The organism is Mycobacteroides salmoniphilum, assembly GCF_004924335.1.
Classification (GTDB): Bacteria; Actinomycetota; Actinomycetes; order Mycobacteriales; family Mycobacteriaceae; genus Mycobacterium; species Mycobacterium salmoniphilum.
Genome location: NZ_CP024633.1, coordinates 887,611 through 906,289, shown reverse-complemented (window position 1 = coordinate 906,289; position 18,679 = coordinate 887,611). Strand labels below are relative to the sequence as shown.

Genomic DNA, 18,679 nt, shown 5'->3' with positions numbered 1-18,679 from the left:
TTTTCTATTCGGGGTGCTTGAAATTAGGAGGAGTGGGTGCTCGAGCGGCACAAGCAAGCGCGACCGGTGCGCGGGATCTCTCTACTCGGGCCCGCCTTCGTCGCAGCCATCGCCTATGTCGACCCCGGAAACGTCGCCTCAAATGTCAGCGCCGGCGCCAAGTACGGCTTTCTGCTGGTGTGGGTGATCGTCACCGCCAACGTCATGGCCGGGCTCGTGCAGTACCTCTCGGCGAAGCTCGGCCTCGTCACCGGGAAGTCGCTACCGGAAGCCGTCGGCGATCGCATGTCACGACCCACCCGAATCGCGTTCTGGATGCAGGCCGAATTAGTCGCTATGGCAACGGATTTAGCCGAGGTTGTGGGCGGGGCCATCGCCTTGTATCTGCTGTTCGACCTGCCGCTGCTCATCGGCGGTGTCATCACCGGAGTCGTCTCGATGGGGCTGCTTGCCGTACAGGACCGGCGCGGCCAGCGTTCTTTCGAATACGTCATCTCCGCACTGCTGGCCATCATCGCGATCGGATTCCTCGCCAGCGTCGTGGTGGAACCGCCACCACTGGCCGCGACGGCCGCGGGACTGATCCCACGCTTCCAGGGCGCCGAAAGCCTGATGCTGGCGACGGCAATGCTGGGTGCCACGGTCATGCCACACGCGGTGTATCTGCACTCCGGCCTGGCCCGAGACCGGCACGGGAATCCGGAAGCGGGCGAGCCGCGACGCAGACTGCTGCGCATTACCCGCTGGGACGTGAGCCTGGCGATGCTGTTCGCCGGCGCCGTCAACATGGCAATGCTGCTGGTGGCGGCCACGAATCTGCAGGGTCGCGACGGCGTCGACACCATCGAAGGTGCCCATGCCGCCGTACGCGACAGTCTCGGCCCCACCGTGGCTCTGCTGTTCGCCATCGGCCTGCTGGCATCCGGCCTCGCATCGTCCTCGGTCGGCGCCTATGCCGGCGCGATGATCATGCAAGGACTATTGCGCCGCTCCATCCCCATCATGATGCGGCGGCTTATCACGCTGCTGCCCGCGCTGGCGATCCTCGCAGTGGGCATCGACCCCACCCGGGCACTGGTGGTGTCGCAGGTGGTGCTGTCCTTCGGTATCCCCTTCGCTCTCATACCCCTCATCCGGTTGACCAGCAATCGCGGGCTGATGGGTACCGATGTCAACCATCGCGTGACGACACTGCTCGGCTGGATCATCGCCGCGCTCATCACGCTACTGAACGCGGTACTGATTTTCCTTACCCTTGCAAACTAGATTTGTCTGGCAGTAGGCTGTGAGTCATGAAACGAATCCTGCCCTCAGCCTTGACAATTGGAGTCGTTGCTAGTGGTTTGTTCGTTGGAGGTATCGCCTCTGCAACCCCGGCAAAGGCAGATCCAGACATTTGCGGCTCCGTGGACACCTACCCGCGAGTGACCGTTTGCGCGGACGGCAACTGGGACCGTGGCTGGGATCGCGGCTGGCGCGGCGGACATGGCAACGGCTGGGGCAAGGGCCACTGGAAGCACGGCGACTGGGACTGAGTCAGCGCCGCTAACTGACCCACGAAACGCTCGGATTTTTCACAGCGCGGACTACTAGATGGGCCCGCTACTGGAGTAGCCGTCGCCCGAACGCGGTCCGAATCGCCGCGCATAGTCCTCGTGAATCCACGCGTCTTTCTGACGTTTGAGCACGTCGACCAGGCCCGGATCCAGATCATGCTGCACCAGCCGGTGGCGGCGCCACACCTTGTTGAGGGCGTGCGCCATGATCAGCACCCACACGTAGATGGGCACCGTCATCTCCATGTGGACGTATAGCGAGGCGGGCAGCAGCCAGAACGGCGCGAGGACGAACAGCGGCGGAATCGCGCACCGCAGAATGTGCCGCCGCACCGCACCCTTGCCCGCCAGATCATGGGCGACCCAGTCCTTCATCGAGTCAGGCAGACGACGCCCGTAGCAGTAGGCGATGTACTGAAGAAGATTCGGACGGTCGGCGGCCATAACTAAATTGTAGACTAATAATTAGTGCACTAACTAATGGTTAGGATAGTGAGAATGACCGCAGTCTCACCCGATGTAGACCCGCTGGCCCTGGAGCGACAGGTGTGCTTCGCCCTGGCGGTCACCAATCGCGCGGTGCTCGCGGTCTACCGGCCACTGCTCGCACCCCTGGGGATCACACACCCGCAGTATCTGGTGATGCTGGCACTCTGGGATCACGCCAAGAGCGGCAGCGAAGAGGCGCGGGAAGCCTTGTCCGTCAAGCAGATAGCCGCCCTGTTGCAAACGGATTCGGCGACCATCTCCCCCATGCTCAAGCGGCTCGAGACATTGGGGCTCATCACTCGCGCGCGCAGCGCCGCCGACGAGCGCACCACTCGCGTCACCCTCACCCCCCAGGGCGCCGCGCTGCGCCGAGAGGCGCTTAAGGTCCCCGCGGCGGTGGTGGAACGCCTGGGCGTCGAACTGTCCGAACTTGAGCACCTACACGCGGTGCTGACCAGGATCAACAGCGCTGCACTGGCCTCCGGAGCGTTGGACACCGAGTAGCCCGGAAGGCCGCCGTGTGGCGTCCGCCACACATCCCTGTACACCGATCGGTGTACGTGCTGCAATCACAGGTAGACCGATCGATATACCAAGGAGGTCATCATGTTTAACGACACAATGGTGCTCATCGCGATCACGCTCGTCACCGTGGTCATGCTCTGGACCGCGAGCGGGGAGAACTCGATGAACTACTACCAACGCGATGCGCAGAAAGACCTGTGGCAGCGCTAGTTTGCGCGGACGGTGGGCGTCTGTTTTTCTGACGTCATGACCAAGGACGAAGCCGCCGAACTGATCACCGCCCGTCGCCTCGAGAAGAACCTGACGTGGCAACAGATCGCGGAAGCGATTGACTCACCGCTGATTTGGACCATTGCCGCGCTACTGGGCCAGCATCCCGTACCCGAAGCAAAGGCCGCGAAGGTGGCCGAGCTTCTCGACCTGGAGCCGCAGGTCAGTACCGCGCTGCGTGCCCAGCCCTATCGCGGCACGCTGGACGGCGGGGCGCCGTCCGATCCGACGATCTACCGGCTCTACGAGGCACTGAGCGTCTATGGCCCGGCGATCAAGGAAGCCATCCACGAGGAGTTCGGCGACGGCATCATGAGCGCCATCAATTTCAAGGTCGACATCACGCGCCGCCCCGACCCGGACGGCGATCGGGTGGTCCTGACCTTCGACGGGAAGTTTCTCGACTACCGGTGGTGATCGCTCACAGCAGACCGCGAATGTTGCGGCCAGTAATGGCCCCCCATTTGGTGTCGAGCGCGTTCATGAGCAGCTGCCAGTACGGCGCCCACAGGGTGCGTTGCGCCATGGCCGGCGGCATCGTCTTGTAGGTGGCCGCCTGCTGCGTCCACCGCCATGCCAACCCTCTGGCCACATCATCGATGCACCAATAGATCAGCTCGTTCGGGTTGGTCGTGGTCTTCCACACGAAACCTGTTTTCGGGTCACGCGTGTGGTACCAGAACTGTGCTCCATCGAGCACGTACTGCGGAGCGGTATTGGAGTGCCGTTCACTCTTGGCCAGCTCGGTCGGCACCGGCACTTCGGAGATCGCGACTTCCCCAGCGAGACGACCGAGCACCGCGATACGAACGTCGAGCTGCTCGCGGATCCACTCCGAACTCCCCGGGCTCCCCGGCTCGGGCACTGCCGCCGCCGGACCGGCCGGTGGTGCGGACTCGGCGATCGTCTGCTCATCCGCTGTCCCCTGGGTCGCCTGCTCGGCCGGCATCTCTCCGTCGACATCGACGATCGCCCCACCCGCCCAGTCCACTTTCGCAGGGTTGAGCACTCCGTCTTCTTCGAGCGACAAATCGACCACATAGGCGATATCGACGAGAACGTCACGCGCGCCGGGCGCAAGGGAAACTCCGGGGCGGCGGGGCCCCAGCAGCGCGACATGCACCATGAAGAACTCGCCACCGTCGTCCCGGTCGCAATATTCACGCTCGTACCGGGCGGCATCGGAGGTATCGAACCGGTGCTTGACCGGCGGTTCCAGAAGCACGCTGCAGAACTGCACGGGGTGGTTGGCGTCTCCGTCCAACATGCCGAGTTCCGTTGCGGTAATCGGCAGTTCAGCAGCCAGGCTCGGCGCTGCATCGTCCGCCGCCGCCCGAATGGTGAACGTGCGTGCGTCGGGTGGCCAATCGTCTGGCTCCGGCGCGGCCCCCTCGTGACCGGTGGAATCAACCGTCATGTTCTTAACCGTATGGCAATCGTGTACTTCGGGCGACGATGGTGCACCCAGACCTGTTATTTTTACGACAGACCGTCCCCGCTGGGGGGAGCATTTCGGACGTCAAGGAGACCACCATCGTGAAGATCAACGTGCCCATTACCGCCGCCGTGGCCGCGGCCGCAGCAGCGGCCGGACTGGCCCTGATGCCAACCGCCGGAGCCGACACCACGCTCGGCCAGCAGGGTCGCCTCACCAACGGCGACGTCGTCCAGGCGTGGACCGTCAGCGACCTCAAGGTTAGTGCTGACCAGCTGCCCTACCAGGCCAAGGGCACGCTGTGGGAAGCCACTGCCACCGACGAGGCTATCCAGGGCAGCGTCATCCCGATCGTCGCCAACTTCAACGCGAAGGCCAAGGACGGCGAGACCTACCGCGTGCTGTACGGCGTGCCCACCGAGCAGGGCGTGAACCCGGGGACCCTGTCGCAGGGCGAAAAGACCAGCGGCAAGATCTACTTCGACGTGACCGGTCCTGCCCCCGAGACGGTGACGTACACCTCCGGTGACGAGGATCTGCTCACCTGGAAGGTGGCTCCCCCCGCTGCCGCACCGCGTTCGGGTGGTTCGAGCCAATCGCACGGCACCAGCCCCGCGCCGGCCACCAGCGCCGCACCCACCACCTCCCCGGCGCCTGCCGCTGCGCCCGCGGGAAGCCAGGGCACTCCGCTGCCCGCCGGCAGCCAGGGCACCCCGGTCGACGAGCAGCAGCCCGCGACGACTCCGACCCCCACGGTGGCACCGGTGACCGCGACTCCGGGTCCGACACCCGCCACCCCGGTGCCTGGCGCCGAGGGCACGCCGTTGAACAGCACCGCGGTACCCGCTTCCCCCGCTCCCGCGTCGCCCGCGCCTGCCTCACCGGCTCCCGCGCCGGGTGCCGAAGGCGCCCCGCAGACCGCCACCCCGCCGGTGGCCGCGGTTCCCGCCGTTCCGGCCTCGGAGAGCACCCCGCACGGCCAGCGTGCGGCCGGCAGCCAGGGCACTCCCGTTTCCACCGAGGGTTAAACAGAGGGATAAGTAGTCATTTCGGCATTGACCGCCGGCCGCCTCACGCGGCCGGCGGTTTTTGTTATGAGTGCGAAGACCACCAGGCGTACAACTGGTCCAGAGTCGGACCGGTCGCGCCCGAACGCGTCTCGCTGAGCAAAAGGCGCTCCTCATCGGTCCAGCCGACCACCGGGTGCCCCTGATTGCTGCCGCAGAACACCGTGCCGCTCACCTGGTCGGGCGTGGCATTGCGACGCCATGGTCCCGGCGACTGGATCCGGCCGGGGCACACCACCACCGCGTTCCGTTTCGTCAGACGACTCAACCCGGCGGCGAGCGCGGACTTATCCTTCACCAGCGAGTAGCTCGCCTCAACCGGCCCGTCTGGATCATCACTGCGCCCGCACTTGACTTGTGCCACCGCCTCATTGGCGGGATCGACCGCCTTACACGCCGACAGCCCGTATCCCGTCGGCAGCATGGAGAGCAAGCGCGTCTCCGCGTCGGAATCCCTGCTGGACACCGTTGTCGTCGGGGCCGCGCTCGGTTCGGCGGGCGCGGCATCGCCGCCGCTGCCCGCGAACACCGCGACCACACCACCGATAACAACAACCACGGCCGCCAGCACCGCGCCACCAATCACCAACGGCCGCTTGCTTCTTTCAGGCTTGTCTTCCCAGGACGAGAAATCGACCGAAGTCGTCGGCCTGATCGGTCCCGAAGCGGCTGGCGGCGCGGTGCTGAAGGTCTGCTGGCCCGGCCACTGCACGTACTGATTGCCCGGATCCACGGCGAGTGGGCGCGGTTCCGTGAATGCCGGCTGCTCGAGGAACGGAGGCTGATCAAACTCGTGCTCCGACGGAGCGAACGGGCCGAGTTCGGACATCCCGGGAAGCGCGTTCAGGACCGGCAGCGGTGCGGTGTCCGCGGCGTCCGACGAATCGTCGGCTTCCGGTGAGCCCGCTCCGATATCCGTGTCCATCCACTACCCCCAATGTCTCGTTGTTATGTCCCCGACCATGGTCAATGCACAAAGATTACTTGGCCCCGCCGCCCACTCGCGGCGGATATCGCCAGTCGCTAGCGGACCGCCTTGCTCGGCTCCGGCACCAACGCCCGCGCGATAGGCAAGATGTACTGACGGGCGTACCTCTCGGTGTCTTCCCTGCTGGCAAGCTCCCGCCGGGGGCTGGGCGCGAGTATGAGCGAATGTGTCAGGCGCACAAATACTTCCGCGACACCGTAGGAGTCGTCGACGAGGTCACCGGCACTTCGGCTCACGTGGCCGGCCAGGTATGTGGTCGCCATATCCAGGGCCGGGCCCGCACCGCTTGTCATGACCGGCAGCACCGACTCCGGATCGGTCTCCACCGCCCGCTGCATCAGCGGATGGGTATGCACATACCAATAGATGCCGGTGAAGCCCGCCACGAGCTTGTCCTCGGGGCTTTCCAGGGCGGCGATGTCGCGGTCTATGGCGGAGAACATCGTCTGCGCCTCCCGCATGAGGACGGCGAGCACCAGCTCGGTCTTGTTGGACCAGCGGCGATACACCGTCATATGCGATACACCCGCGCGCCTTGCGATCTCGTCGACCGTGGCCCGACGGAGGCCGAAGCTGAGCATGGTCTGCAGCGCGGCCTCAAGGATGCGCTCGCCGGTCGGATCCGGATCTGCAGACACAGCTCAGTCTCTCACGCAGAAGTCCTTCCCAACCCGATGTTGCGATGTTAGTGTTCAACTCAGTTACTAACACCGACGGAGGATGCAATGACGCATGTACTGCCGCGCTACATCACACATGACGACGAATCGGGCCGGGATTCCCACGAGGACGGCCTGAGCTTGCTTCACGTGGACGGAACGCGCCCACGGATCATGGACGCGTTCCGCAAGCACCTGGGCAGTCCTCTTGTCGGCGTCTTCGGCGGGGTGCTGTTCGATGAGGTGGCCCTGATGCCGGTGGCCGCGTCCGTCGATCGCACGGGACGGTTCCGCGAGAATTTCACCGACCGGGGTATCCGGAGCGGGCTGAGCGCGCTGTCGCTGTTATCCGGCAATCAGCAGCAGCGGGCCGACACGGCGCAATGGCTCAAGGAGCGACACCGCGATGTGCGGGGCACCGGAGTTGGTGAGTACGACGGGATTCGTTACAGCGCATTGGATCCCGAGCTATGGATATGGATCGCGGCCAGCGCAATGAACGCCACGATGGAGGCCTTCCCCTACTGCACGGGCTACACGATGACTGCCACAGAGCAGGAAGCCGCGTATCAATATCAACGCTACCTGTTCAAAGACCTCGAACTGCCCAGCGCCAAGGGAAAATTCCCGGAGACCTACGGCGCCTTCGTCGATTACTACGACAACATGGTGGAAAACAGGTTGCAGTCCAACGGCTTTCTGCGCGAGCAGTTCTCCGGTTTAATGCGACTGCCGCTGCCGACGCTGCTGCTCCCTGCTGCCCTGCGCCCAGCCCTGCTGCCCCTCTGGCTCGCGATTCGCCCGATGGCGGGCCGGGTAATCCAGGTATGTTCGGCCAAGGCTATGCATCCCGAGATACGCGAGATGATCGGATTCCGACTCAAGCCTCATCACAATGTGGAGTTCGCTCTGTACACCCGGCTGCTGCAGCTGGTGTGGCGCGTTACGCCTGAGCGGTTACTCATCGAACCCATGCTGTACAACAATATTCGCATCGATACGGCCCGCTCCCAGCTGGACGGTTCGCGTAGTGCACAGCGCAAATTCGACAGGGTTTCGCGTTCCCTGACGCGGCGCAATGAGCGGCTGGCCGACTTCTACCACAGCTACCGGCTGGACAGCTTTGCCGTTCCGGAGCGGCCAACCGGCACCTGCCCGTTCGGGTGAGTGCCGGGGCTACGGCGGTCCAGGGACGAATGTCTAGCACTGACCCGTTAGAGTTTGGTCAGCTTTCACAGCTCCCCGCCCTCCGTCCTCGGGGACGTGTTGAAAACCCCGACGAAGCTGATCAGCTGTGGTCCCGTTTGTCGTTCCGCAACGCGCCCACAATGCCTGGACGCTAGCCTGCTCCTGAGGCTGCTCAGCGCATGAGCCCAATATTTCGCTGTCCGGGTAACTGATGCGCTGCGATCAGCTGGGCGAGCGGCAGTGCGCCACCAAGACGGAGTTGCTCTAATGACTGGTGCGCGCTGTTAACGTGGTGGAATGGCGTCCGCTCGGGCTTTTGGATGTATCGGCGCGCTGGCGGCCAGCAGCTTGTTATTGGCGCCGTCGGCTGTCGCTGAACCGCAATTACCGGATCTGGATCGGTATACCGCGGTGAAGACGTCCGACTATACGGTCGCGATCCCAACCAGCGGCTATAACGGTGCCGTGAGCAGCGTGCAGTTCAGCACCCCAGCGGGCCAAAACTGCAGTGTGGTGATCAATGTTCGAGGTATGTGGGACATCGCGACGTGCACCGGGCGGATTCCAGGGAGTAGCCAGAGCAGCGTGACCGCGAGCTACATGGAAGCCGGTAAATTCGGCAACTCTCCGCCCAGTCCCGGGCAGGCGAAACTGTTGCCGGCGGGTAGCAAGGTCGTGTTCACCCGCGGGGTATGGACCGGCACTTGCGCGGTTGACGAGGCGATCACCGCCTGTATTGTCGAGATCGTCCCAGGACCTGGCGAGTCAACCTCAAGGGCTCCCCACGGGTTCGTGCTCGGCCCAGAAGACAGCTCGACTTTCTAGATAGCTCACCGTGATTCAACGGTGAAGCGCCTTGCCGAAGCCCGGCTTGGCCTTGAAATCTCTTCCGAGTGGCGGCGTGAGTGCGTCTAGCGCGGGAGGTTAGAGGTCGACCTCAATGGGATGTTCGCCCAAGGGTTCAATTACGATTCGCACATCCTTCATTTGTTCGATCGAGCGCGTGGTATCTATCACGCTCTGCAGGGTTCCCTCAATGATCATGTACGCGGCCCGGTTCATCCGTTTGTAGAACTCGTTCATTGACTCTGCGCTACGGAAAACGGGGAAATACCGTACGCCGGCACGCTCAAGCATGAAGACTCTCTTTTGGCCGTCGTTCGTGTCGCCAAAAGGCGTGGAATAGAAGACTTTTGAGTCAGTCGCAGCTGGTTCTACTCGTTTATTCCTAAATAGCTTCATGATATCTCCTTTCGGTGGATCACTCGATGTCGAGGAACCACTGCGGTGGGACGCGCTGGCTCAGGACCAGCCTCTCGGCTACTCCAACCGTTGGCACGAGGCCACCACTTCGATCGCAACACCGCGCCATCAATGATCAGGCTTACGATCAGCCGTCGAGCCCTTACCGCCATACGCCAAGTCACATCTGCCCTGCTGAACCCATCGGGTCACATCCATACCACCGGCAACACCCCCGCCTCGCCCAACAGCCAGCGTCCGAAGCACCCCGCCAACCCGCTAGAGTTTTAGACACCTATTCACATAGGACCCCCGCCCTCCGCCCTCCGCCCTCCGCCCTCCGCCCTCGGGGACGTGTTGAAAACCCCTTCGTGGCTCTTCGGCGGTGGTGCTGTTTTCGGCTCCGGAACGCGATAGTGCCGATTGCGGAACGCGTGAACCTCCGCATGCCGTCCGCTGCGCGATGCAGCGTCACGCATTTGGTGCACGAAAGACCAAGCGGGCTCGGTAAGTTCTGGACTTATGCATACGGTGCAGTCGGGGGGTCCCACCGGTGATCCCGAAGAAGCGCTCAAGCCGCCAAGTCGTGAGACCGCTCGCTGGGCCGCGATCTTATGTTTCATTGCGGCGTTCATGTGCCTGGTGGGTATCGCCTGGTCCGTGTACGCGCGGTGGGTGACCGATGATTCATTTGGCGGCCTTGACGGACACCTGACCCAGGACGCGACCTCGGCACTCAATGCGATGGACACCCTGAACACGGTGGTCGCGGTGCTCAACGCGATATTGGCGGCGGCCCTAGTGGTCGGCGGGATCATGCTGTTTCGTCGCAAACCGGCCGGCCGCCCGGTCGTCGCGGTGACGGGTGCTTTCTTGCTACTGGCGCCGATCATCACCTATGTCGTCTCCACCCAGATTTGGAACAGGCTCGTCGGCGCGATGGGCGAGACCTCCGATGTGGAGGTCATGCGCTTCGGTCCTGGTGCAGGAACGGTGATTCGTGGTGCGCTCGTCGCGTTGGTGATGCTGGGGCTGGTGCTTGCACCGTCAACCAAACGTTGGTTGACCTACCAGGGCCAGCCTGACGGACAACGGCAGCTGGCAGCGGTGCCCGGTTCAGTTGTAGACCCTTCGCTGCCGCCTCCCACCCGCGGCACGGCGCTCGGCGCGGCAGTGCTGAGTGTGCTGGGTGGTGCGGTGTTTCTGTTTCTCGCTATAGCGGGTGTGGTGGAGGCACTCGATTCGGATAAACGTGAGTCGGCCCGGGTCGTCGCCGGGGTTGGCGCAGCCGTCACGACGCCGCTTGCCGCTGGGCTGATCGTGGGCGGGATTCTGTTGCTGCGCCGACGCCTCTCCGGACGCACGACGGTTGTCGTCACCTGGGCAGTCGTCATCCTGTTGGCAACCGGATTGCTTTCGGCAGTGACGGCAAGCGACAACCCTCGACCCGGAGACCTCGAGCTCCGCATTGCGGTGTTGGTATTCACGGTGGTTTATGCGGTTGCGGCGATCGCCTTGGCTTTGGCCCGGTCCACCCGACGCTGGTGTGAGACGCGGACGGGGTTCGGCAGACAGACCCTGCCGGGCCCAGAGCACCCGGCTCCGATGGGCGTCACAGGTCCCTTGGCCCCGGCGCAGCATCAGCCGCAACCGATTGAGCTGCCGTTCGGGGCGGGCACACCAGCGCACGTGCCGCCGACAGCCCCCGTCGACGCGGCCCGGCGCAAGCGGATATGGGTGATAGCCGCAGCAGCAGGAACGGTGATGGTGCTTGCCGCAGCGACAGCCGTGACGTTCACCACCATCTCGCGAAAACCCGAGGCCACGGTGCTCCACTCCTACGGTACGCAGAGCGTCCTTCCGTTCACCGAGCTGAGCTATCCGTGGGACATCGCGGTCGACGCTGCAGGCGCCGTGTATGTCGTAGACAGTGACACTGTTCACGAAACCAGCCGTGTGTTGTCCCTGCCGGTAGGTGCCACGGCTCCGAGCACGCTGCCATTCGAGCCGGGTAGAAACGGAGTGGCGGTCGATGCGGCTGGCACCGTTTACGTCAACAACGGCTACGACGGTGTGCAGGTTCTGACGGCGGGTTCCAGCACCCCGACCAAGCTGTCTTTCCCCGGTCGACATGGTCATGGCGTGGCAGTCGATACTGCCGGAACCGTATACGTTGCCGACAAGGGGCGGGTTCTGTCGCGTGCCGCCGGTGAAGCCCCACCGATAGAGCTGCCGTTCACCGGGTTGGACGAAGCCACCTTTGTGACGGTGGACGCCGCGGGCACTGTCTATGTCCTGGATCAGGTTCGCAAACGAATACTGTCGCTGCGTTCCGGTTCCACCACCCAATCCGAATTCCCCCTGACCGGACTCAAAGGGCCGTCGGGCCTGGCTGTCGACAGCCGCGGCACCATATACGTAGCCGACTACACCGGTGGCAAGGTAGTGGCCTTCGCCGCAGGCTCCCACGCAACAACGGTGCTGCCGTTCACCGGGCTCCGTGGCCCACTAGATGTAGCCGTCGACGCCGACGGAAACGTCTACGTTAGCGGTTACGTCGACTTCAGTGACGACTCAGGACAGGTTCTCAAACTCCCCGTCGCATCGCCCGCGTGAGTGGATGGCTCACCAGCAGTGGCGTCCAGCACTTCCAAAGCCCCAACCGCTATACATACGCTCAGGGCGTTGTCGGTGACAGAACTCGTCCACTCGCGGCCGATCCAGTTACTTACGTACAAAGAGTACGAAAGTGGTGTACGGTTGCCGACATGACGAACGACTACGAGTTCTTCGCCTACGCCGGGGGACAGCTCAACGCAACAGCCATCGAGATATTTGCTTATCCGATGGGCGATGTGACGGTGCGCACTATTGCCGGTGCAGGCCCCACCCCGGGTGTACAGGTGCTCTGGGTGCACACCGCGGCACCAGACTGGACGGTGGTGTTCAACTGGGCCGCTCTGACGGCGGCGTTCCCACACCGGATCTTGGTGATGCCGTTCCTGCCGAGTGCACGCGGCGACAAAGACACGCCCTGTCCTGCGCACACCAACGCGCGCCTGGCCGCGCTATCTGGGATCACTGACCTCGTCACCATCGATCCGCACTCGCCGGTGTGGCTGAACACGATGCGGGCGGTCAACCCTACGGTCGCGGCTCACGTCATCGACATGGCCCAGGTAGTGACCGCTGCTGTCGACGCCGGCGACTACCTCGGGGTGATCGGACCGGACGCCGGCTCGCTTCGGCGCGCAAGCGCGGTCGCCGCGCAACTGGAGCTGCCGGTGTCCGTGGCCGACAAGAAGCGCGACCCTGCCACCGGACAACTACTGGGCTACAAAGCCCCCGCCGAGGTGCAGGACCGACCGGGCCGGTACCTGGTGGTCGACGACATCTGTGATGGTGGCGGAACGTTCGCACTACTGGCACAAGGCCTTGGTGACGGGTTCGACCTGGATCTGTGGGTCACACACGGCGGGTTCACCAAGGGCATCGAAGCACTCGCCGACAACTATCTGACTGTCCACACCACTGACTCTTTACGCTCGGCGGTCGCGGCCGCCATGGGCTCACCGCAAGACGGCGCGGTCAAGGTCCACCCGCTGCGCCGCCACGTGCTCGACGTCCTGGACACCATCAACACCACTCGATAGGGGGAGGAAACACCATGAACGACAACCAAAATCGGGCGCTGGACACCCTGCTGGCCACCGACGCTTACAAGCTTGATCACCGGCGCCAGTACCCGGACGGAACCGAGTTCGTCTACTCCAACCTCACCGCGCGCGGCACGCGGGTGGCGGGTATCAACGCCACGGTCTTCTTCGGGCTGCAGGCGTATCTGCAGCGGTTAATCGAGGACTGGCAGGTGTTCTTCGATCTGACCGACGACGAACTCGAACCGGTTCTGGCCGGATATGAGCGGTTCGTCACCGGGCTGTTGGGGCCGAATGCCATTGGTGTTCAGCACTTCCGAGATCTGCACGCGTTGGGATACTTGCCGCTGCAGGTGCGGGCTGCGTGTGAGGGATCGTTGATCCCGCTGCGGGTTCCGTACCTGACGGTAGAGAACACCGACCCACGGTTCTTCTGGCTGACCAACTACTTCGAGACACAACTCTCCGCTGAGCTGTGGCAGCCGATCACCAGCGCCACCATCGCCTGGAACAACCGCAAGCTACTCGACGAGCGCGCCGCCGAGTCCGGTGACGAAGCCGCGGTGCAGTTCCAGGGCCACGACTTCTCCTACCGCGGCATGGCCGGTGACGCGGCAGCAGCCGCGTCAGGTGCCGGCCACCTGATCAGCTTCGCAGGGACCGACGGACTGCCCGCAATCCGGTTCATCGAACGGTTCTACCCCGGCAACGGGCAAGCGTTGATCGGCGCATCGGTTCCGGCCACCGAACACTCCGTGATGTGTGCCGGCGGACAAGACGGAGAGCTGGCGACCTTCGACCGGCTGCTGAGCCTGTATCCCGAAGGAATCCTGTCAGTCGTCTCCGACACCTGGGATCTGTGGCGGGTGCTCACCGAGTACCTGCCCGCACGCAAGGAACAGATCATGGCCCGTGACGGAAAGCTCGTGATCCGCCCCGACAGCGGCGACCCCGAACTGATCCTGTGCGGGGATCCGGCTGCGCCCGAAGACAGCGCCGCCCGCAAAGGCGTAGTCAATCTGCTAGCCGAGACATTCGGGACCATCACCAACACCAAGGGGTACCGCGAGCTAGACACGCATGTCGGAGCGATCTACGGCGACTCGATCACCCATGAGCGCGCGGACGCGATTACCCGGAACCTGATGACTCAGGGATATGCCTCCACCGCTGTCGTTTTCGGCTTCGGCTCCTACACATACCAATACCAAACACGGGACACCTTCAAGATGGCCGTCAAGGCAACATGGGTTCAGGTCGACGGCGTCGGCCGCGACATCCTCAAGGACCCGGTCACCGATGACGGATCCAAGAAGTCGGCTACCGGGCGGTTGGCGGTGCGCCGCTGGATGAGCGGTGAGCCGTTCTTGATCGAGCACGCCGACGCCGATCAGGAAGCCGACAATGAACTGAAACTGGTATTCGAGAACGGAAAGCTGTTGCGGCAGTATAGCTTCACCGAGGTGCGCGAAACGTTGGCGCGTGAAACCGGTATCTACGCGCGCTACAGCGGCACAGCCAGGGAGCAGTCATGAGATCGATGACCGAATCCAACCTCGCCGTGCGACCCGACGATCATCCCGTGCACGGTACTTGGCTCAGCGTGGATGTCGTTGCACTCACCGATGACCCCGAACCGAAGATCGTACTGATCGAGCGTGCCGGTGCACCACACAAGGGTGAAACCACCCTGCCCGGTGGGCTGCTGGCCGCCTGGGACGGCGAAACCGTCGAGCAATGCGCGCAGCGCATCATGCGCGACAAAGCCGGCACCGAGCTCACCGGCGGCGTCGCTGTCGTCGACGTCATCAGCGACCCAGACCGCGACGAACGCGGACACACCGTATCTATCGTCGTAGTGGCCCGCGTCCCCGCCGAGGCCACAGGCGCTGTGCCCGTAACCCAGATACCGGAGGCAATGCCATTCGGCCACACCACGATCGCCAGGGCGGCGATCCGGCGACTAGAGGAGCGCCTGCTGGTTGACCCGGACACCACACACGCAATGCTCGGCGATGAGACCACCCTCGCCCAGGTACGGGCACTCCTGAACGTGACGGGTCCGACAACCGCGGGCGCAGCCCGCAAGCGCCTGGACCGCTCACCGCTATACCGCCGAACCGACAAACTCCGCAAGCCAGCACCAACCGGCCGACCCGGACACGTCTACCGATTCGCCATGTAGATCCTCGGCGCGCATCGACGCGGTGGTTGACGAGCTAGGCACGAGAGCCCGACGACGATCATCCGCTGCCGTGGTTTCAACGTCTGTAGCGGGACGCGCGGAAACCCTCCGTCGGGACCTCAGGTTCACTCAGTATTCCCCAGGTCAGTCAAATGCAGCGAATATGGCTGCACCCCAGCAACAATCATCGGCCTGCAGACCGCGGGACCTTGTTGCTCAAACCTCCCGCCCCAGTGGCCCCACTTCCGGCCCTGCACGCAAGTCGCACCGTGCGAGTTCCCAGGGCCGCCTTGTTGAACTGTTCAGAGCCTTCGAAGCGAACGAAGCGAGCTCCACTCATGCAGCTATTCCTCGATCCTTGCCGGATATGCACTAACTACGCTGCACCGCAATGTGTTTACGAAATATGACGGAAGGCAGAGGTTGGAGCGGGCCGTACGGCCACGACTCTGGATGCATTGTAGTTCGTCAAGATGCGCAGGAAGCCAGAGCATCTGGCCGTTCTCGGAGTGGATTAGCAGCTGATCAACTATCGTTCGCCGGCCTCGCGGCTTCTAGGTTTGAGTCGGCTCGCAGGAGAGCTGAAACTAGATGGGCCACGCGTTGCTGATCTGGCATCGGCCAGTAGAGGTGTTCCGGTTCTAGCAAGCAGCTCAGGGCGCCGCAGCACGCGAGATCCTCGAGCAGATCCTGCGGACTCGTGATATGAAGACCGAAGGGACGCAAAGCTTTTCCAGCCTTCAGGACGCCTCGATCGCGGGTTAAGAACACGTGAACCTTGTCTCTCACCGCGCCCGCGACGAGTTCGCGATCATTGCCAGCCGGGACTTCAGCGAGCGCACGGTCGAGCGCTGAGCGCGGGAGGATCAGTGTCTCACCTCGGTACTCGTCTTCGTCGGCAACAATCCTGACGGCCGCGCAGAACTCGCGCCACGCTGTCAGCCTCTGCTCGCGGCGTTCCGGACTCAGTTCCTTTCTCTTGGAATCAGTGATGGTGCGCGGAAGTATATGGAATCGGATGTCGCGTAACACCCACAGAGTGACGATAATCTGAAGCGCCTCAAGCTGTTCACCATGCTCACCAGGCAGCAGTTCCGGCAGGGACTCTCCCTCCCATAGCGCTCGACCGTACTCGAAGTAATCGATGAGGAGGTTGGTGTCCCAGGCGATGTGCAATGCACCTCGGCCTCTACGTCCGAGAAACAACTGTGGACCCTGCTCGTACACGAAATGCGGGCCCTCGACCGTCGGAAGGCCAGCAGACGGCCTAGCGACCTGAGCGCGGAGGCGACGGATGGTGGCGTTAGCCAACGCAATTCCGTAACGCTCTAGGCGTGAGAACTCGTAGTCCCCAAAAAACACTACGTCCTTATTTTTGCCAAAGAACATTGCGTCCACGGACCAATGCTCGCACGAAGAACACTCCGGCTGCCCGGTTCGACGTGATCAAGTCAAACTCCCGAGATTCTCTTTCCGAGAAGACGCTACAGGTCCGGCCCTATCCGGTCACTGAAAGACCACCGCTCTTACGTCTCCGAAGGTGGCTGGGTACCCGTCAGACAGACGTTTACGTCGAAGATGCCTACAGTACAAGCAAGAGCGTCGACCAGTTCGGCAACGGCCCCAGCTTCGGTCGCAGTCTTCTTGAGCGCACCGGCGGCTTGCTGGCCCACGTGATCGGGCCAATGCTCATCAGGCGACTGCCGACACGCCCGTAAGGGCCACCAGTCTGGTCGGAATATATCGCAACTGTATGAGCGATGGCAGCGGCCCGTTCAGCGAAGGCGCCCCTGGCGGAGGCCCGCCATCGCTTTTGGACTTGGCCCCTGTATGGCCAATCGACCTCATAACCTAGTTCTGTGGAGCTCAAGCAACTAACACGTGACAGCGTTATTCGTGCCATCGGCGAGTGCGACCGGTTAGGGCGAGATCGTTTCCTAGACGAAAATGGCTTCCGCGAAGCTCTCGAGTACTACCTCCTCTACGACGGACGTGTGTACGACTCAAAAGCCATCACGGGCGTTGCCTATCGGTACGACACCGGAACTTCCGTCAGCTCGGTCGATTTCACCGGCGGCCGCGCAGTCGCCGAGCGGCTCGAAGCACTTGGTTTCACCGTCACCCTTGAGGTTGACTGGCAATGGCCAGAACTCCTCCTCGCCTGTGATTTGGTGAACTCGAACGGCTGGTCGCAGGCCATGTCATCGCGCGACGACCGCGTTATCGATCTAAGCCAATTCTTGCGCAGTCAGCGACCTGAACTCGAAGGCGCACAACGCTTTCGGAGCCCTAGCAGCGTACATCGGAAACTCGAAGATCTCCGCACAGCGCACCCCAGCTACAGTGGCCAACGCACTCGGGGTGGCCGACTAACTGCAGATGTGGTCGCGGCATTCGCGGCAGAACCGGATCGAATGCATCAACTCGCACAGGCGTTGAGAGCAGTTGGCCTTCGTGACGAGTCCAACTCCTATGAACACCCCACGGATGTAGGTAGATCAGAGGGTCGGATGGGTGAAACGATCGCGTCGTCACTGGAAGGCCAGGTGCTACGGCGTCTGGTCACCACGCGGGAACGCGATCCAAAAATGCGCAATGCCAAGATCGCCCAGTCTCGATCGGCGCGGGGCAATATTTCCTGTGAGATATGCGGATTCGACTTCGAAAAAGTCTACGGAGATCTCGGGGCCGGGTACATCCACGTCCACCATGTGATCCCACTGCACTTTTCCGGTCAGGTAAACACCACCCTGGATGACCTCGTACTCGTGTGCGTCAACTGCCACCAGATGATCCATCGTGACCGATCTCGTTGGAAGACACCGGAAGAGCTACGCCAAATCATCGAGACCACCAGAAGTAAATGAAACTTCTTTGGCTGCCTTCATATTGGCTAGCCCGTGCCGGAGAGGCCTCGCCTCGTCGTCCGCGACGGAGCACCAGCGTCCGGTGCGGCGAGAACAGCCGCTCGCACACGAAGACAAACATCGTGCGGCGACTCGTGGCTCCAGAATCGTAGGACTTTCCATCCGGCGGCGACCAGCGCGCTATCTGTATCTCGGTCACGCGTCACGTTGGTGGCGATCTTCGCCGCCCAGTAGTCACCGTTGGCATTGGGCTGAACATAGTGTGCCGGACAGCCATGCCAGTAACAGCCGTCTATGAACACTGCGATTCGTTTCCGACGGAAGACGATGTCAGCGGTGCGCCTCAACTCCTGTAGCGGTCGCTGATGGACTCGGTAGCGCAGCCCCGATGCGTGCAGCAACCTGCGTACAGCGACCTCGGGAGTCGTATCGCGGCCCCGATTTCCCTTCATTACGGCCCGAGAACGCTCACTGGACGCCCAGGATGTGGCCACCACCGCAGAATATCGCTGCGCGATCCGTCGTCGTCCAGGTATCGCCTTGCGGGGCTCA

20 protein-coding genes are annotated in these 18,679 nt (G+C 63.0%); 13 read left to right on the top strand and 7 right to left on the bottom strand.

Features of this window, described 5'->3' with window-relative positions:
* Positions 1-36: 36 nt before the first annotated feature.
* Together DSM43276_RS04495 and DSM43276_RS04490 are read left to right on the top strand one after the other, a co-directional pair.
* Positions 37-1,266, top strand: a complete 1,230-nt coding sequence (locus DSM43276_RS04495; protein ID WP_078331452.1) for an Nramp family divalent metal transporter — start codon at positions 37-39, stop codon at positions 1,264-1,266.
* A gap of 77 nt (positions 1,267-1,343) precedes the next feature.
* The gene (locus DSM43276_RS04490; RefSeq protein ID WP_078310421.1) at positions 1,344-1,535 is read left to right on the top strand and encodes a hypothetical protein; all 192 of its coding nucleotides are present in this window, start codon (positions 1,344-1,346) and stop codon (positions 1,533-1,535) included.
* Positions 1,536-1,589: 54 nt separating this feature from the next.
* On the opposite strand, the gene DSM43276_RS04485 is transcribed toward DSM43276_RS04490, so the two are convergent.
* Positions 1,590-2,000, bottom strand: coding sequence for a DUF5313 domain-containing protein (locus DSM43276_RS04485; protein ID WP_078331451.1), 411 nt, complete (start codon positions 1,998-2,000; stop codon positions 1,590-1,592).
* Positions 2,001-2,054: 54 nt separating this feature from the next.
* Between DSM43276_RS04485 and DSM43276_RS04480 the strand changes: the two genes are divergently transcribed.
* The 3 genes from DSM43276_RS04480 to cynS all read left to right on the top strand — a co-directional run bounded on the left by DSM43276_RS04480 (position 2,055) and on the right by cynS (position 3,257).
* A complete protein-coding gene (locus DSM43276_RS04480) occupies positions 2,055-2,549 on the top strand; it encodes a MarR family winged helix-turn-helix transcriptional regulator (RefSeq protein WP_078331450.1) in 495 nt (164 codons plus the stop codon).
* A 102-nt stretch (positions 2,550-2,651) separates the two neighbouring features.
* Positions 2,652-2,780: a hypothetical protein gene (locus DSM43276_RS23925; RefSeq protein WP_268807894.1), complete on the top strand. Its 129-nt coding sequence runs from the start codon at positions 2,652-2,654 to the stop codon at positions 2,778-2,780.
* A gap of 36 nt (positions 2,781-2,816) precedes the next feature.
* Positions 2,817-3,257 (top strand): cyanase, encoded by a 441-nt coding sequence (gene cynS, locus DSM43276_RS04475; protein WP_078331449.1) that lies wholly within the window; start codon positions 2,817-2,819, stop codon positions 3,255-3,257.
* Between the two features lie 4 nt (positions 3,258-3,261).
* On the opposite strand, the gene DSM43276_RS04470 is transcribed toward cynS, so the two are convergent.
* Entirely contained in the window at positions 3,262-4,257 is a 996-nt protein-coding gene (locus DSM43276_RS04470) for an immunity 63 family protein (RefSeq protein WP_078331448.1), read from the bottom strand.
* 119 nt (positions 4,258-4,376) lie between these two features.
* On the opposite strand from DSM43276_RS04470, the gene DSM43276_RS04465 reads away from it, so the two are divergent.
* Positions 4,377-5,303 (top strand): MPT63 family protein, encoded by a 927-nt coding sequence (locus DSM43276_RS04465; RefSeq protein ID WP_078331487.1) that lies wholly within the window; start codon positions 4,377-4,379, stop codon positions 5,301-5,303.
* 64 nt (positions 5,304-5,367) lie between these two features.
* Here DSM43276_RS04465 and DSM43276_RS04460 read toward each other — a convergent pair whose 3' ends face one another.
* A complete protein-coding gene (locus DSM43276_RS04460; RefSeq protein ID WP_078331447.1) occupies positions 5,368-6,267 on the bottom strand; it encodes a hypothetical protein in 900 nt (299 codons plus the stop codon).
* 98 nt (positions 6,268-6,365) lie between these two features.
* Entirely contained in the window at positions 6,366-6,968 is a 603-nt protein-coding gene (locus DSM43276_RS04455; protein WP_078331446.1) for a TetR/AcrR family transcriptional regulator, read from the bottom strand.
* An 87-nt stretch (positions 6,969-7,055) separates the two neighbouring features.
* Between DSM43276_RS04455 and DSM43276_RS04450 the strand changes: the two genes are divergently transcribed.
* Entirely contained in the window at positions 7,056-8,156 is a 1,101-nt protein-coding gene (locus DSM43276_RS04450; RefSeq protein ID WP_078331445.1) for an oxygenase MpaB family protein, read from the top strand.
* Between the two features lie 318 nt (positions 8,157-8,474).
* Positions 8,475-9,002 carry a hypothetical protein gene (locus DSM43276_RS04445; RefSeq protein ID WP_078331444.1) on the top strand — a complete coding sequence of 176 codons (528 nt, stop codon included), beginning with the start codon at positions 8,475-8,477 and terminating at the stop codon, positions 9,000-9,002.
* A 99-nt stretch (positions 9,003-9,101) separates the two neighbouring features.
* On the opposite strand, the gene DSM43276_RS04440 is transcribed toward DSM43276_RS04445, so the two are convergent.
* Positions 9,102-9,419: a hypothetical protein gene (locus tag DSM43276_RS04440; RefSeq protein ID WP_078331443.1), complete on the bottom strand. Its 318-nt coding sequence runs from the start codon at positions 9,417-9,419 to the stop codon at positions 9,102-9,104.
* Positions 9,420-9,941: 522 nt separating this feature from the next.
* Here DSM43276_RS04440 and DSM43276_RS04435 point away from each other — a divergent pair.
* The 4 genes from DSM43276_RS04435 (at position 9,942) to DSM43276_RS04420 (ending at position 15,260) form a co-directional block, all read left to right on the top strand.
* A complete protein-coding gene (locus DSM43276_RS04435; protein WP_078330832.1) occupies positions 9,942-12,035 on the top strand; it encodes an NHL repeat-containing protein in 2,094 nt (697 codons plus the stop codon).
* A gap of 152 nt (positions 12,036-12,187) precedes the next feature.
* Positions 12,188-13,072, top strand: coding sequence for a phosphoribosyltransferase family protein (locus tag DSM43276_RS04430; protein ID WP_078330831.1), 885 nt, complete (start codon positions 12,188-12,190; stop codon positions 13,070-13,072).
* A gap of 14 nt (positions 13,073-13,086) precedes the next feature.
* Positions 13,087-14,610 (top strand): nicotinate phosphoribosyltransferase, encoded by a 1,524-nt coding sequence (locus DSM43276_RS04425; protein WP_078330830.1) that lies wholly within the window; start codon positions 13,087-13,089, stop codon positions 14,608-14,610.
* The gene (locus DSM43276_RS04420) at positions 14,607-15,260 is read left to right on the top strand and encodes an NUDIX domain-containing protein (RefSeq protein ID WP_078330829.1); all 654 of its coding nucleotides are present in this window, start codon (positions 14,607-14,609) and stop codon (positions 15,258-15,260) included. The genes DSM43276_RS04425 and DSM43276_RS04420 overlap by 4 nt, the downstream gene beginning before the upstream one ends.
* Positions 15,261-15,785: 525 nt before the next feature.
* Here DSM43276_RS04420 and DSM43276_RS04415 read toward each other — a convergent pair.
* Positions 15,786-16,658, bottom strand: coding sequence for a PIN domain-containing protein (locus tag DSM43276_RS04415; protein ID WP_136628991.1), 873 nt, complete (start codon positions 16,656-16,658; stop codon positions 15,786-15,788).
* Positions 16,659-17,119: 461 nt separating this feature from the next.
* Here DSM43276_RS04415 and DSM43276_RS04410 point away from each other — a divergent pair, with 461 nt between their 5' ends.
* Positions 17,120-18,127 carry an HNH endonuclease gene (locus DSM43276_RS04410; protein ID WP_078330827.1) on the top strand — a complete coding sequence of 336 codons (1,008 nt, stop codon included), beginning with the start codon at positions 17,120-17,122 and terminating at the stop codon, positions 18,125-18,127.
* 26 nt (positions 18,128-18,153) lie between these two features.
* On the opposite strand, the gene DSM43276_RS04405 is transcribed toward DSM43276_RS04410, so the two are convergent.
* Entirely contained in the window at positions 18,154-18,579 is a 426-nt protein-coding gene (locus tag DSM43276_RS04405; protein WP_078330826.1) for a very short patch repair endonuclease, read from the bottom strand.
* Positions 18,580-18,679 lie beyond the last annotated feature (100 nt).